Below are 13687 nucleotides of genomic sequence, written 5' to 3'. Positions count from 1 at the left end.
GGATGAGCGGGATCAACACGGGAACATTGGATATGGGTAAGGTCGTTTTTCTTTACCGCTCGCTGGCCTATCGCAACGCGGCCGCGGACATGCTGCGCAAGGCGCGCAAGCTGCCACGCGGCGCAGAGCGCAGCGCGGCACGCCGCTATGCAAAGGCACTGCGTGATCTCGCCCGGACGGAAGCCTGGCTCGAAGGGCGCATCGCCCGCGAACCGTGGTCGTCGCAGCACATGACGAGAGCGGCGTCCGGCTAACCGGATGCGCGCTGCAACTCGGCGGAGCTGGCGGTGTCCAATTTGTCTTGCGTGGTCGTTGCCGCGGACTTGCGGATCAGCGGCACCTCCAGGCGGCACAGCAGTCCCTCGGCGCGCCAGTCGAATTGGGCCTGACCGCCGAGCTGGGACTCGACGCTCGCCAGCAGGCTCCGCGTGCCAAAGCCGCGAGACTTCGGCGTCCGCACCAGCGGACCGCCGGATTCCTCCCAGTTCAGTGAGAGGTGGTCCTCCTTGACCTGCCAGCCGATCAAGAGGCGGCCCGACCGCGTCGAGAGCGCGCCATATTTGGCCGAGTTAGTGAAGAGCTCGTGCAGCGCCAGCGCGAGCGTCTGGGCGGTCGCTGGCAGCAACTGAACCTCGGGACCCGTCAGCTTGATCTGGCCGCCGAGCGAATAGGGCGCAAGCTCTTCATCGATCAGCTTTGAGAGTTCGGCGCCCTGCCAGCTCGACAGCGACAGGATCGTGTGCACGCGCGCCAGCGCATTGATGCGCCCCTCGACCGCGTTGACGTAAGCCTTGACCTCGTCGGCACGGGTGAGGCGCACGATCGACTGCGCCAGCGCCAGCGCATTCTTGGCGCGATGATCGACCTCGCGCGCCAGCAGATTTTGTCGCTCCTCAGCCCGTTTGCGTTCGGTGATATCGACGGTGACGCCGCTCACGCGCACCACGCGGCCGCCCTGGTCCACCGTTGCGGCCGCCGTGCCGACGCACCAGCGCACCTCACCATCGGGCCGGCTGACGCGAAACTCGCCTTCATAAGCGTGTGCACCGGTATTGAATGCGGCGATCGCCTGGCCGAACCGGTCGACATCCTCGGGGTGCAGCAGCGCCTGGATATTCGCCGAAGTGACGTTGAAGGTTTCCGGTGTCACGCCAAAAATGCGGTACTGGCCTTCGTCCCACATCCAGTCGCCGTTGACCCAGTCCCAGTCCCAGGACCCCATCTTGCCGGCAGCGATCGCCATGCTGCGCCGCTCTTCGCTCTCGCGCAGCTTTGCGGTGGAGTTCTCCAATTCCGCCGTGCGGGCGCGCACGCGGTCCTCGAGATCCTGGTTCAGCCGTTCGAGCTCGCGGGTCTTGCGATAGAGCTCGGCAAACACCTTGACCTTGGCGCGCAGCACCTCCGGTACGACGGGTACCGGCACGTAGTCGACCGCACCCATCTCGTAGCCGCGCAAACGGTCGATGTCGCTGACTTGAATCGCCGAGATGAAGATCATCGCGGTCTTCTGGAAGCGCGGATGCTCGCGGATCATCGCCGCAAGCTCGAAACCGTCGAGCTCGGGCATGCAGACGTCGACCAGGATCACCGCGATCTCGGTCTTGAGCAGCGCCTCCAGCGCTTCGCGACCGGACGAGGCGATCACGAGGTTCTCGCCGAGCTCCTTCAATATCACCTCATAGGCGAGCAGCTTGGCCGGCTGGTCGTCGACGAGGAGGATGTTGACCTTTTCGTGGTCCATTCGCGGATCCAAACTCAACGGTGCAGCCACATGCGGATCGCAAGCAGCAATTGATCGGTGTTGACGGGTTTGGCGAGGTAGTCGGACGCGCCGGCTTCCAGGCACTTCTCGCGATCGCCCTTCATGGCCTTGGCGGTCAGCGCGATGATCGGCAGGCGCAAGAAAGCCGGATTCTCCCGGATCACGCCGATGGTCTGATAGCCATCCATCTGCGGCATCATGATGTCCATCAGTACGATAGCGATTTCCGGGTTGGATTCAACCAGCGTCACCGCCTCGCGGCCGGTGGTTGCCGTCAGCACCTTCATGCCGCGTCGTTCCAGCACGCTCGACAGCGCGAAGATGTTGCGGGCGTCGTCGTCGACGAGCAGGGCGGTCTTGCCGATCAGGTCCTCGTCGGAACTGTTCAGTTTCTCCAGCATGCGCTGCTTCTCGACCGGGAGTTCCGTGATCACGCGATGCAGGAACAAGGCGGTCTCGTCGAGCAGGCGCTCCGGCGATTCCACGCCCTTCACCACGATGCTGCGCGCCATGGTGTGGAGTTCCGCGTCCTCCTCCGCCGACAGCTCGCGGCCGGTGAAGACCACGACCGGAATGTTGGACAGCGCCTCGTCATTGCGAATCTGGTCCAGCACCTCGAAGCCGCTCATGTCGGGCAGCCTGAGGTCGAGCACCACGCAATCGCAAGGCGATTCGCGGAGCGTCGCGAGCGCGCTCGCACCGGTATCGGTCGTCACGATCTCGATGTCGTCGTGATGCAGCAGCTCACGGATCGAGAGCTGCTCGGCCTCGTTGTCCTCGACGATCAGGAGCCGCTTGCGTCGCGGCCGCGCATATTCCTTGATCTGCATCAGCGCCGCTGAGACACCCTCGGTCGTGGTCGGCTTGTTGACGAAAGAGAACGCGCCGCGGGCCAGCGCATGCTGGCGGTCCTCGTCGAGCGTGATGATCTGCACGGGGATATGGCGGGTCAGCGGATTGTGCTTGAGCTGGCTCAGGACGGTCCAGCCGAGCATGTCAGGCAGGAACACGTCGAGCGAGACGGCCCGCGGCTGGTATTGCTTGGCAAGCTCCAGCGCCTCCGCGCCGCGCGCAGCGACCAGAACCTTGAAGCCCTTGTCGCGGGCGAGATCGACCAGAATACGCGCATAATGGGGATCGTCTTCGACGATCAAGAGGATGCTGTCGCCGGGCTCAAGGTTGAGCCGGTCATCGGGAAGCTGCTCGATGACGCGCTGCTGTTCGGGCGCGGCCGGCTGCAGCGCCGGCGGCTGGTGCTGAAGCGAAGGCGTAGCGCGTGGCGCGAGCGTCGGACCGGAGTATTTCAGCGGCAGATAGAGCGTGAAGGATGAACCTTTGCTCGGCGCACTGCGCAGATGGATTTCGCCGCCGAGCAGGCTCGCGAGCTCGCGGCTGATGGCTAGGCCGAGGCCGGTGCCGCCATATTTGCGGCTGGTGCCGGCATCCGCCTGCTGGAATGCCTCGAAGATCAGCTTCTGCTTCTCCACGGGAATGCCGATGCCGGTGTCGGACACTTCGAACGCGATAACGGCCGGAGCGGAGTTCAGCACCGGGTGATCCGCGCCCCAGCCGCCGACCGCGGCAGCGACCTTCAGGCGTACCTCGCCCTCGGCGGTGAACTTGAAGGCGTTGGAGAGCAGGTTCTTGAGGACTTGTTGCAGGCGCTTGGAGTCGGTGACGATGCTGCGTGCAAGGTTCGGATCGACCTCGATCTTGAACGACAAATTGCGATTCTCGGCCTCGTGCCGGAACGGCCGCCCGACAGTTTCCAGCAGGTTCGCGGTCAGGATTTCCTCGGCGTCAACAGTCACAGTGCCGGACTCGATCTTGGAGAGGTCGAGGATGTCGCTGATGAGGTTGAGCAGATCGGTGCCGGCGCCGTGGATGGTGCGGGCGAATTCGACCTGCTTGCCCGTGAGGTTGCCGTCCGGGTTGTCGGTGAGCTGCTGTCCCAGGATCAGGATCGAGTTCAGCGGCGTGCGCAGCTCGTGGCTCATATTGGCGAGGAATTCGGACTTGTATTTCGAGGTCAGCGCCAGCTCGGTCGCCTTCTCCTCCAGCGCGCGGCGGGCCTGCTCGATTTCCTGGTTCTTGCGCTCGACCTCGACGTTGCGCTCGGCGAGCTGCTGCGCCTTCTGCTCGAGCTGGTCGTTGGTCTGCTGCAACTCGCGCTGCTGGGTCTGGAGTTCGCCGGCGAGCTGCTGCGACTGCTTGAGCAGGCCTTCGGTCTGCATCGTCGCTTCGATCGAGTTGAGCACGATGCCGATGGAGTCGGTCAGCTGCTCCAGGAAGGTCATCTGCGAGGTCGTGAAGGAGGTGAGCGAGGCGAGCTCGATCACCGCCTTGACCTGGCCTTCGAACAGCACCGGCAGCACCACGAGATTCTTCGGCGCGACGCGGAACAGCGCCGAGTTGATCGGCACGACGTCGGGCGGAATGTCGGCGATGACGCGCGGCCGTCGATCGAGGGCGCATTGGCCGATCAGGCCGTCGCCGAGCGGCAGCACGCGCTGATACGGATAGATGCCGTCGCCGGCATAGGAGGCGAGCAGCAGAAGCTGCGGACTATCCTCACTCTCGACCTGATAGATCACACCGGTATGGGCGTTCACCAGCGGCGACAGCTCGGTCAGCAGCAGCCGTCCGACGGTGGCGAGGTCGCGCTGGCCCTGGAGCATGTTGGTGAATTTGGCGAGGTTGGTCTTGAGCCAGTCCTGCTCGGTGTTCACGTCCGTCGTCAGACGGAGGTTTGTGATCATCGTGTTGATGTTGTCTTTCAGCTCGGCCACTTCGCCGCGGGCATCGACCTGGATCGACCGCGTCAAATCGCCCTTGGTCACGGCGGTCGCCACTTCCGCGATCGCGCGCACCTGCGAGGTGAGGTTCGCCGCCAGCAGGTTGACGTTGCCGGTGAGGTCCTTCCAGGTGCCGGCCGCACCGGGCACGTCGGCCTGACCGCCGAGGCGGCCTTCGACGCCGACTTCACGCGCCACCGACGTCACCTGATCGGCGAAGGTCGCGAGCGTCTCGGTCATGTTGTTGATGGTATCGGCGAGCGCCGCCACTTCACCCTTCGACTTCACCGTGAGGTTCTGCTTGAGGTCGCCGTTGGCGACCGCGGTCACCACCTTGACGATGCCGCGGACCTGCTCGGTCAGGTTCGCCGCCATGAAGTTGACGGTGTCGGTGAGGTCCTTCCAGGTGCCGGCGACGCCAGGCACCGTGGCCTGACCGCCGAGCTCGCCCTCGGTGCCGACTTCGCGGGCGACGCGCGTGACTTCGCCGGCGAAGGCGTTGAGCTGGTCCACCATGGTGTTGATGGTGTTCTTGAGCTCGAGGATTTCGCCCTTCACGTCCACGGTGATTTTTCGCGACAAGTCACCGCGCGCCACGGCGGTCGTCACTTCGGCGATGTTACGGACCTGGGTGGTGAGGTTCGCGGCCAGGAGGTTGACGTTGTCGGTGAGGTCCTTCCAGGTGCCGCCGACGCCGGGCACGACGGCCTGACCACCGAGCCGACCTTCGGTGCCGACCTCGCGCGCCACGCGCGTCACTTCGGCGGCGAAGGAGCGGAGCTGCTCCACCATCGTATTCAAGGTGTCCTTGAGCAGCAGGATCTCGCCGCGCACGTCGACCGTGATCTTCTTGGAGAGGTCGCCGCCGGCGATCGCGGTCGCGACCTCGGCGATGTTGCGGACCTGGGCCGTCAGGTTCGAGGCCATGAAGTTGACGTTGTCGGTGAGATCCTTCCAGGTGCCGGCGACGCCGGGCACCTCGGCCTGGCCACCGAGCTTGCCTTCGGTGCCGACCTCGCGCGCGACGCGCGTCACTTCGCCGGCAAAGCCGTTGAGCTGGTCCACCATGGTGTTGATGGTGTTCTTGAGCTCGAGGATTTCGCCCTTCACGTCCACGGTGATTTTTCGCGACAGGTCACCGCGCGCCACGGCGGTGGTGACTTCAGCGATGTTGCGGACCTGGGCGGTGAGGTTACCGGCCATCGAGTTGACGGAGTCGGTGAGATCCTTCCAGGTGCCGGCGACGCCCGGCACGTTGGCCTGACCGCCCAAGCGTCCCTCGGTGCCGACCTCGCGCGCCACGCGCGTCACCTCGCCCGCGAAGCGGTTGAGCTGGTCGACCATCGTGTTCAAGGTGTCCTTGAGCTGAAGGATCTCGCCGCGGACGTCCACCGTGATCTTGCGCGACAGGTCGCCGCCGGCAATCGCGGTTGCGACTTCGGCGATGTTGCGGACCTGGGCGGTGAGGTTGCCCGCCATCGAGTTGACGTTGTCGGTGAGGTCTTTCCATGTGCCGGCGACGCCGGGCACCTGGGCCTGACCGCCGAGTTTGCCCTCGGTACCGACCTCGCGCGCCACGCGCGTGACTTCACCGGCGAAGGCGTTGAGCTGGTCGACCATGGTGTTGAGCGTCTCCTTCAGCTGAAGGATTTCGCCCGACACGTTCACCGTGATCTTCTTCGACAAATCGCCCTTGGCGACCGCAGTCGCGACTTCGGCGATGTTGCGGACCTGGCCGGTCAGGTTCGAGGCCATCGAGTTGACCGAGTCCGTCAAGTCTTTCCAGGTGCCGGCGACGCCGCGGACCTGGGCCTGACCGCCGAGCTTGCCTTCGGTGCCGACCTCGCGCGCGACGCGCGTGACTTCGCCGGCGAAGGCGTTGAGCTGGTCGACCATCGTATTGATGGTGTCTTTCAGCTCGAGAATTTCGCCGCGCACGTCCACGGTGATCTTCTTCGAGAGGTCGCCGCCGGCGACCGCCGTCGTCACCTCGGCGATGTTACGGACCTGCGCGGTCAGGTTCGAGGCCATCGAGTTGACGCTCTCAGTCAGATCCTTCCAGGTGCCGGCAACGCCGAGCACGTTGGCCTGACCACCCAGTCGTCCTTCGGTCCCGACCTCGCGAGCGACGCGCGTGACTTCGCCAGCGAAGGCGTTGAGCTGGTCCACCATGGTGTTGAGCGTTTCCTTCAGCTGAAGGATTTCGCCCGAGACGTTCACCGTGATCTTCTTGGAGAGGTCGCCGCCGGCGATCGCGGTGGCGACGTCGGCGATGTTGCGGACCTGCGCGGTCAGGTTCGAGGCCATGAAGTTGACGTTGTCGGTGAGGTCCTTCCAGGTGCCGGCCACACCAGGCACCTGGGCCTGGCCGCCGAGCTTGCCTTCGGTGCCGACCTCGCGCGCGACGCGCGTCACTTCGGAGGCGAAGGAGTTGAGCTGGTCCACCATGGTGTTGATGGTGTCCTTCAGCTCCAGGATTTCGCCGCGGACGTCCACGGTGATCTTGCGCGACAAGTCGCCGCGCGCCACGGCGGTGGTGACGTTGGCGATATTGCGGACCTGGGCGGTGAGGTTGCCGCACATCGCGTTGACGGAATCGGTGAGGTCCTTCCAGGTGCCGGCGACGCCGGGCACGATGGCCTGTCCGCCGAGCTTGCCGTCGGTGCCGACCTCGCGCGCCACGCGCGTCACTTCGGAGGCGAACGAGCGGAGCTGGTCCACCATCGTGTTGATGGCTTCCTTGAGCTGAAGGATCTCGCCGCGCACGTCGACGGTGATCTTCTTCGACAAGTCGCCGTTCGCCACCGCGATCGTCACCTCCGCGATGTTGCGAACCTGGTTGGTCAAATTGTTCGCCATCGAGTTGACGCTCTCGGTCAAATCCTTCCAGACGCCGGTCATCTCCGGCACCTGGGCCTGGCCGCCGAGCTTGCCCTCGGTGCCGACCTCGCGCGCCACGCGCGTCACCTCGGAGGTGAACACGCTGAGCTGCTTGATCATGGTGTTGACGATGGTCGCCGACTGCAAAAATTCGCCGCGCAGCGGACGGCCGTCGACGTCGAGCTTGACAGTCTGGAGCAGGTCGCCTTGCGCCACCGCCGCGACCGCGCGCGTCACTTCGCGGGTCGGCCAGAGCAGATCGTCGATCAGCGTATTGACGGAGCCTTCCATGTCGGCCCAGGAGCCGGAGGCGAGGCCGAACTTCACGCGCTGGCGGGTCTTGCCCTCGCGTCCCACGACCTGGCCGACCAGCTCGAGCTGCTGCGCCATGCGCTCGTTGGCGGCGATGATTTCGTTAAAAGTGTCCGCGATCTTGCCGTCGATGCCGAGATAGTCGCCGCTCATGCGCACCGAAAAATCGCCGCTGCGCATCGCCTGGAGGGCAAGCAGCAATTCCGGCCGGGAATCCGGCTCCGAGGTATCGTTGATTTTGGGTTTAGGGACGCGACGACCGGATCGTGCTGGTCCGGGATCGAGGTCGCTCATACTGATTCCCCCGCAGGCGTCGCCGAATCCAAAGGCGTGACGCAGTCATCGAAATAGAGCGTCAGCCATCTCCCAAATCAAGCGCCAACCTCGCGGCGCGAAAAAAAGGAACCTGCTTTGCTCAGCCCGGCCAAAACAACCGAGAAGAACGCGATTGGTTCCATAGGGTTCCCACAATATTTTCGGCTTCAGCCAGCCTCTTTCCGGGGCCTGTCCGGCGAGGGAGCCGGTGAGAACCATCCGGACGACAAAGGGGGCGGTTACTTGTCCGCCATGGTGCGTTCCGCATCCCTCAATTGCGAACGCAGGGCCGGCAGTTGTTCGCGCGCGAAGGCGGCGAGGGGCGCGTTATCGGGCGCGCGCAGATAGCGCTCCAGCAGGCTGACGGTGGTGTCGTACTCGGGAATCTGGGCAGCATAGAAACTTCTGACGTAGCTTGGTCCGTCGGAATTCTCTGGTTCGGCGAGGCTTGCGCTCGCCCGGGCCTTGCTGACGCGCGGCTCGGCGCCGATAGCCTCCTGAATGTCCTTCAGGGCCATATCGCGCCTGGTTGCCTCTTCGGCGCGCAGGACGGCGATGTTCTTGACCTCCGCATTGCCCTTCAGGTCGGTGCTCTCCAGCAAGCCTTGCTGGAAGCGGCTGAATGCATAGAGGCCGCTGATGACGTCGGTTGCCGTCGGCGCGCGGTCGCCCGCCGTTCGCTCGCCAGTGCTGTCGGCGAACGCTGTGGTGCTGATGAAGGCCAAGACGATCGCCACAAGAATGCGCATACATCTCCAATGACCGAAGGCGTGCGAAGTTCCCTGAATGTTACGATCCGTTAAGGGCGGTTGCGATGGGAGAGTTCCGTCCCCAAGTCTTATCCATGAAACAGTCTGACATCTTCAGGGATAACGCCGACAACTGCCTGCAGCTCGCCGAACGTGCGGAAGGGAAACCCGCCTACAAGCGCTATTCGCGCATGGCGGATGCCTGGACGGCTTTGGCGACCGAGCAGGACTGGCTGGACGGTGAAATCCCGCCCGTCAAGGTCCGCGTCCTCCAGATGCAGGATACGTAAACACTGCCGGTTCTGTGAATCTGCGTGTGAGAATGCTCACGGAATGTGGGCGACCCATCAGGGATCATCGAGGAATAGTCGATCGCTTTGATTTTCCAGAAGGAGGTTTTGCGATGGCTCCACGTCTGGCACTTCTCTCGCTCATTCTCGCCTTCGGCGTCTCGGTTGCATTCGCGACGGTGACGACAGTGCGGCAGGTGCATCAGGAAAATGCAGCGGCCGCGACTCACGCCACGCATAGCTAGCGCTGTGTGAACCTCGCGCGCGCTGGAACATTCGTTGTGCCGGTGCGTAACCGGTTCACGAGATCAAACGAAGCGAGAGGATATCATGGCGCATTCCGACCACGGCATCGTCAAGGACAAGCGCGCAGAGGACCAGCCGCGCGACAAGCAGCGTGCGCAGACCGTGCACAAGACGGATCCGAAGACCGATCAAAAGGGCTCGCCCTCGCGTGAGGCGACGCGCGATCCGAAGCTGAACGACGACAGCAAGACGCCGGGCTCCGGCATGACGCCGGATGATTCCGGCGCAGCGCCGAGCGGCTAGCTACGCGAGGAACGATTCGACCCGCGACGAGTCGATGGATTGCTTCCGGTTGTCATGCCCCCGGTGATCCGGAAGCAATCTCCAAGGACGGCCCTGGCACCCACCGTGCCGGGGTCGTTTTGCTTTGGAAGGCTCGTGATCAGTCTTCGTTGCTGCTTTCAGGATCGTCCTGAGTCAGGATCGTTCTGAGTGTGGCCGTCAGGCCCACGGCCGAACACGCCGAAACTGCTCGACTTGGAGCCGGCAGACGCATCGATCGCCGCCGCCGCAAGTCCGAATTTGAGCAGTTCGCGGACCGCCGCGGCCCGCGTGGGCATGCGGTGCTTGAACCGGAAATCATCAATTGCGGCCAGCTCTTCGGGCGAGAGCATGACCTGAAGGCGCTCGGCGCGGAGGTCATTCATGGTCGGTCACACAATGAGTAAGTTGAGTAGCTTGCTCAACTTGGTAGCTTGCCATGAGTTCCACAAGAGTCGGAAGAATTGTCAGTTGAGTAAAAAACTATTGTAAAATCAATGAGTTATATTGAAACGACTCCTGCGTTGGCGCATTCTCTTGGAAAGGGAGAAAAGGCCATGACAGACGAGGTCAGATTACCCCGCAAGCTTTCCGAGGAGGCCGAAGCGCCCAAGCCCGTGCGGCCGAGCCACCAGAAGGTCATCGAGCAAGTCGAGCGCTGGGCCAACAGCCCGGGCCTGCAACCACCAAGGACGGACGATGCGAAAACGATCTGAGCCCCACACATTCGAACAACGTCTCGTCGCGCAGAGGCTGCGGCTTGAGCAGGAGATGGTGAGCCTGGCGAATGGCAGTAAGCGCGATGCTGTCGCGATCCGTATCGAGCAGCTTCAGGCTGCTGCCGAGATGTACGATTTTCTGATGTCACGGGAAGAGGCTGCGGCCCCTCGCTGATCGCAGCAAGCCTTCGGGCCGCTTGTGACGAAAGGTGATCCGAAGCTTCCGCCTCAGGCACCACGCCGACACGGAAACCGTGACCCAGGCCAGAATGGCGATGGCGAACGCGCCGACGACGTTGATCGATAACATGACATAGAAGGTGGCCCCGAACGCGGCGAGGCCGATGCTTCCAAGGCCGGCGCCCGCAGCGTCGAGCGCCGCCGCCTGCTGCCCCCGTCTCCGTCCGGCAAGACCGGCCTTCTCCTTGGCGCGGCGCTCGTGGCTTTCAATCAGCGTTGCACTGGCGCAGAAGATGGCGGGGAGGGCAAGGAAGAGCCCGCCGACAGAGACGCCGAACTGTGCACCCACGATCCCTGCGAAAACCGTCGCTGAACCCCCGAGCAGGAAACGAACGCCGTATTCGTACCAGCGCGTCTGTTTGAACACCGAAGTCGACAGCTTGACCAGCATCAGGCGGCACCTCGGAAGCTCGCGAGCAGGCCAAAGGCGACCGCCAGCCACACGGCAAAAGCGAGGACAGTGGCGGGCAGCGCCGCGAGCCGAAACCTCATCAGAAGATGGCAGACGGCGAGGCTGTAGCAGGCGAGGGCGGCCGCGCCGTAGATCATGGTCCAGCTTTCTGCCGCAGCGTATTGCGGGCCGTGCTGGACGATGGCGATGCCGAGCGTGGCGAGCGCGACGGATGGCGCGGCCCCGAGGAGGCCGCCAAAGCTCTTGGGACGCAGCATGTCGCCGAGGATTGCGAAGGCGGAAACGATCACGCCGCCGGCGATGAAGCGTAGGACATATTCGGTCATGGCCGCGCCCGCCGGTCTGCGCGCTCGGAGTCCGACTTCGCCAACGTCCACGGCCTCAACATCCGCTCGATAAGGATGCCGAGAGTGAAGCCCGCGACGACATCGCTTGCCCAATGTGCGAGCAGTACGACGCGCGTCAGCGACAGGCCGGCGGCAATGGAGCGCACCAGACGGCGGCGGGCTGGCGGCAGGAGACTGGCTGCGGAGGCCAGCGCACCCATATGCACGGCATGGCCGGATGGAAAGGCATCGCGCGGCCGTCCGGAAAAGGGAATGCCGTGGCGGTGGCCTCGGACCGTCAAGCGGTCGGGCCTGATCTGGTTGATCGCGGATTTCAGGATATGCGGCAACACCGCCGTCGCCAGCGAAACCGCCAGAATGTGATCGGCCGTGTGGCGCTCGTCGGCAGGTCCGCGCCGGGCGTACAGCCAGCCCACAGCAGCGAGGGCGAGCAGCACATGCTCGTCCGCGCCCCAGGTCAGCGCCTTGGCAGTGTCCTCGAGCTCCGAATTGGTGCGATCCGCGATCTCGTTCGCGATCGCGATATCGATCCGCGTTGGTTTGACTGTTACGAGCGCCATCGGTCTGCGGTTGGCGAAATGATCTCCATGACAGTTTTGTAAAGCTCGGGCCCTTTTGATTGTTCCTGAGCCGAGGCGCTACGGCTGCCCCGATCCGCCTGCGGAGCCGTAGACCTGGCCGGTCGCATAGCTCGCGTCGGCCGCGGCAAGCTGCACGTAGATCGAGGCGAGTTCGGCGGGCTGGCCGGGACGGCCGAACGGCGTCATGCCGCCGAATTTTTCGAGCTTCTCCATCGTAGCGCCGCCGGAGACCTGGAGTGGCGTCCAGATCGGTCCCGGCGCAACGCCGTTGACGCGAATGCCCTTCGAGGCAAGCTGCTTCGCCAGCGACTTCACGTAGCTCATGGTCGCAGCCTTGGTCTGCGCGTAATCGTACAGATCCGGCGAGGGATCGTAGGCCTGCTCGGACGTCGTGCCGATGATACAGCAGCCGGGCTTGAGATGCGGCAGCGCCGCCTTGATGATCCAGAACGGCGCGTAGATGTTCGTCTTCATCGTAGCGTCGAAATCCTCGGACGAGACGTCGAGGATCGACTCGTGGCTCTGCTGCCGCGCGGCATTGCAGACGACGACGTCCAGACCGCCGAGCCCTTGCAGAGCCTGCTCGACCAGCTGCTTGCAGAAGGTCTCGTCGCGCAGATCGCCGGGAATAGCGAGGCCGGTGCGCCCCTCCTTCTTGATCAGGGCGATCACCTCCTGCGCGTCGGGTTCCTCGTTCGGGACATAGTTGATGGCGACATCGGCACCTTCCCGCGCATAGGCGATCGCGGCGGCCCGGCCCATGCCGGAATCGCCGCCGGTAATCAGCGCCTTGCGGCCAGCGAGGCGGCCGGAGCCCTTGTAGCTGGTCTCGCCATGATCGGGGCGCGGCTCCATCTTGCCGGCAAGGCCCGGCCAGGGCTGCGACTGCCTTTTGAACGGCGGCTTCGGATAGCGGGTGACGGGATCGATCAGGTCCTGGTCGGCCATGTCAGGGTTTCCTTTCGCTGTTGACGACGCCAGCGAAGCCGCGGCGAGCGTTGCGCTCGCCGCGTGGACGACATGCCGGCGGGATACTGAAGTGTTGTCTCGATGCGCCATGATGGCCTCCGCGATTTTGTAGTCTCAACAAGCGGAGAGGAGCATCGTTGCTAACATGAGGACGCCGGCAGCGTCGGCGTCCTCATCGGATGACTACTTCGATTGCCCGACGCTCGGCGCCTTGCCGAGCTCCTTGGCCATGTCGAGGTGGTGCCTGAGCGCCGGCAGGGTCTTGTCCGCCCAGTCCTTCAGAGCGGAATTGTCGCCGCCCTTGGCGTAGCGGTCGAACAGCGAAATAGCGTCCTCATGCGCGCTGACCTGGTAGGAATTGTAGTCCGAGCTGAAATCCTTGCCCGAGGCGTTCTTGAGCTTGTCGAGCTTGCTCTGGTGCGAGCTGTCGAGCGCCGTCGGCAGGGTCGCCTGCACCTTGCCGTCGCCGACAAGGGCCTTCAGCTGGCTGCTGGTCTTGGTGTGATCGGTCACCATCTGCTGAGCGAAGCTCTTCTCTTGCGCGTTGCCCTTCTGCTCTGCGAGCTTGCTCGATTCGATCTCGAACATGTCGCTGATCGCGACCTCCTTGACGAAGTCGGCAGTGGTCGGTGCGACGCCCAGCGCCGAATTGACGCCGGTCTTCTCGCCAAGCGACTGGGCGAGTGCGGGGCCGGCGAGCAGCACGCAGGCAAAGGCAATGGCGGTTCGTTTCATGGTTCGATCCCTCT

General features: G+C 64.0%; 14 protein-coding genes. 5 read left to right on the top strand and 9 right to left on the bottom strand.

The window, feature by feature from the left end:
• Window positions 1-2: 2 nt before the first annotated feature.
• Window positions 3-254 (top strand): hypothetical protein, encoded by a 252-nt coding sequence (locus B5V03_RS28400; RefSeq protein ID WP_245502360.1) that lies wholly within the window; start codon window positions 3-5, stop codon window positions 252-254.
• On the opposite strand, the gene B5V03_RS28395 is transcribed toward B5V03_RS28400, so the two are convergent.
• From B5V03_RS28395 to B5V03_RS28385, 3 genes are all read right to left on the bottom strand, one after another.
• The gene (locus B5V03_RS28395) at window positions 251-1741 is read right to left on the bottom strand and encodes an HWE histidine kinase domain-containing protein (RefSeq protein ID WP_129273681.1); all 1491 of its coding nucleotides are present in this window, start codon (window positions 1739-1741) and stop codon (window positions 251-253) included. The two genes, B5V03_RS28400 and B5V03_RS28395, sit on opposite strands and share 4 nt — an antisense overlap.
• A 14-nt stretch (window positions 1742-1755) precedes the next feature.
• Window positions 1756-8043, bottom strand: coding sequence for a HAMP domain-containing protein (locus B5V03_RS28390; protein WP_129273680.1), 6288 nt, complete (start codon window positions 8041-8043; stop codon window positions 1756-1758).
• Window positions 8044-8303: 260 nt separating this feature from the next.
• Window positions 8304-8813 carry a DUF4142 domain-containing protein gene (locus tag B5V03_RS28385; RefSeq protein ID WP_129273679.1) on the bottom strand — a complete coding sequence of 170 codons (510 nt, stop codon included), beginning with the start codon at window positions 8811-8813 and terminating at the stop codon, window positions 8304-8306.
• Window positions 8814-8908: 95 nt separating this feature from the next.
• On the opposite strand from B5V03_RS28385, the gene B5V03_RS28380 reads away from it, so the two are divergent.
• The 3 genes from B5V03_RS28380 to B5V03_RS28375 all read left to right on the top strand — a co-directional run bounded on the left by B5V03_RS28380 (window position 8909) and on the right by B5V03_RS28375 (window position 9652).
• Window positions 8909-9103 (top strand): hypothetical protein, encoded by a 195-nt coding sequence (locus B5V03_RS28380; RefSeq protein ID WP_129273678.1) that lies wholly within the window; start codon window positions 8909-8911, stop codon window positions 9101-9103.
• A gap of 113 nt (window positions 9104-9216) precedes the next feature.
• On the top strand, window positions 9217-9348 hold the full coding sequence (locus B5V03_RS42780; protein ID WP_283811547.1) for a hypothetical protein: 132 nt from the start codon (window positions 9217-9219) through the stop codon (window positions 9346-9348).
• A gap of 85 nt (window positions 9349-9433) precedes the next feature.
• On the top strand, window positions 9434-9652 hold the full coding sequence (locus B5V03_RS28375; protein WP_129273677.1) for a hypothetical protein: 219 nt from the start codon (window positions 9434-9436) through the stop codon (window positions 9650-9652).
• Window positions 9653-9810: 158 nt separating this feature from the next.
• On the opposite strand, the gene B5V03_RS28370 is transcribed toward B5V03_RS28375, so the two are convergent.
• Complete coding sequence (locus B5V03_RS28370) at window positions 9811-10056, bottom strand: hypothetical protein (RefSeq protein WP_129273676.1); 246 nt, start codon at window positions 10054-10056, stop codon at window positions 9811-9813.
• Between the two features lie 171 nt (window positions 10057-10227).
• Here B5V03_RS28370 and B5V03_RS41715 point away from each other — a divergent pair, with 171 nt between their 5' ends.
• Complete coding sequence (locus B5V03_RS41715) at window positions 10228-10386, top strand: hypothetical protein (protein WP_164988349.1); 159 nt, start codon at window positions 10228-10230, stop codon at window positions 10384-10386.
• A gap of 148 nt (window positions 10387-10534) precedes the next feature.
• On the opposite strand, the gene B5V03_RS28360 is transcribed toward B5V03_RS41715, so the two are convergent.
• The 5 genes from B5V03_RS28360 to B5V03_RS28340 form a co-directional block, all read right to left on the bottom strand.
• A complete protein-coding gene (locus B5V03_RS28360) occupies window positions 10535-11020 on the bottom strand; it encodes a hypothetical protein (protein WP_129273674.1) in 486 nt (161 codons plus the stop codon).
• A complete protein-coding gene (locus tag B5V03_RS28355) occupies window positions 11020-11367 on the bottom strand; it encodes a DUF3147 family protein (protein WP_129273673.1) in 348 nt (115 codons plus the stop codon). The genes B5V03_RS28360 and B5V03_RS28355 overlap by 1 nt, the downstream gene beginning before the upstream one ends.
• Window positions 11364-11948, bottom strand: coding sequence for a phosphatase PAP2 family protein (locus B5V03_RS28350; protein ID WP_129273672.1), 585 nt, complete (start codon window positions 11946-11948; stop codon window positions 11364-11366). The genes B5V03_RS28355 and B5V03_RS28350 overlap by 4 nt, the downstream gene beginning before the upstream one ends.
• 78 nt (window positions 11949-12026) lie before the next feature.
• Entirely contained in the window at window positions 12027-12917 is an 891-nt protein-coding gene (locus tag B5V03_RS28345) for an SDR family oxidoreductase (RefSeq protein WP_206736197.1), read from the bottom strand.
• Window positions 12918-13121: 204 nt separating this feature from the next.
• Window positions 13122-13673 carry a DUF4142 domain-containing protein gene (locus B5V03_RS28340; RefSeq protein ID WP_129273670.1) on the bottom strand — a complete coding sequence of 184 codons (552 nt, stop codon included), beginning with the start codon at window positions 13671-13673 and terminating at the stop codon, window positions 13122-13124.
• Window positions 13674-13687 lie beyond the last annotated feature (14 nt).

Origin of the sequence: Bradyrhizobium betae, assembly GCF_004123905.1 — a bacterium.
GTDB classification, from domain to species: Bacteria; Pseudomonadota; Alphaproteobacteria; order Rhizobiales; family Xanthobacteraceae; genus Bradyrhizobium; species Bradyrhizobium betae_A.
Note: the sequence above shows the minus strand (reverse complement) of the source record. Positions and strands in the feature narration are given on the sequence as shown.

Coding starts and splice junctions, on each gene's coding strand:
- B5V03_RS28375 (WP_129273677.1), top strand. CDS start 9,434: ATGGCGCATTCCGACCACGGCATCGTCAAGGACAAGCGCGCAGAGGAC.
- B5V03_RS28380 (WP_129273678.1), top strand. CDS start 8,909: ATGAAACAGTCTGACATCTTCAGGGATAACGCCGACAACTGCCTGCAG.
- B5V03_RS28400 (WP_245502360.1), top strand. CDS start 3: ATGAGCGGGATCAACACGGGAACATTGGATATGGGTAAGGTCGTTTTT.
- B5V03_RS28370 (WP_129273676.1), bottom strand. CDS start 10,056: ATGAATGACCTCCGCGCCGAGCGCCTTCAGGTCATGCTCTCGCCCGAA.
- B5V03_RS28390 (WP_129273680.1), bottom strand. CDS start 8,043: ATGAGCGACCTCGATCCCGGACCAGCACGATCCGGTCGTCGCGTCCCT.
- B5V03_RS28360 (WP_129273674.1), bottom strand. CDS start 11,020: ATGCTGGTCAAGCTGTCGACTTCGGTGTTCAAACAGACGCGCTGGTAC.
- B5V03_RS28340 (WP_129273670.1), bottom strand. CDS start 13,673: ATGAAACGAACCGCCATTGCCTTTGCCTGCGTGCTGCTCGCCGGCCCC.
- B5V03_RS28395 (WP_129273681.1), bottom strand. CDS start 1,741: ATGGACCACGAAAAGGTCAACATCCTCCTCGTCGACGACCAGCCGGCC.
- B5V03_RS28355 (WP_129273673.1), bottom strand. CDS start 11,367: ATGACCGAATATGTCCTACGCTTCATCGCCGGCGGCGTGATCGTTTCC.
- B5V03_RS28350 (WP_129273672.1), bottom strand. CDS start 11,948: ATGGCGCTCGTAACAGTCAAACCAACGCGGATCGATATCGCGATCGCG.
- B5V03_RS28385 (WP_129273679.1), bottom strand. CDS start 8,813: ATGCGCATTCTTGTGGCGATCGTCTTGGCCTTCATCAGCACCACAGCG.
- B5V03_RS41715 (WP_164988349.1), top strand. CDS start 10,228: ATGACAGACGAGGTCAGATTACCCCGCAAGCTTTCCGAGGAGGCCGAA.
- B5V03_RS42780 (WP_283811547.1), top strand. CDS start 9,217: ATGGCTCCACGTCTGGCACTTCTCTCGCTCATTCTCGCCTTCGGCGTC.
- B5V03_RS28345 (WP_206736197.1), bottom strand. CDS start 12,917: ATGGCCGACCAGGACCTGATCGATCCCGTCACCCGCTATCCGAAGCCG.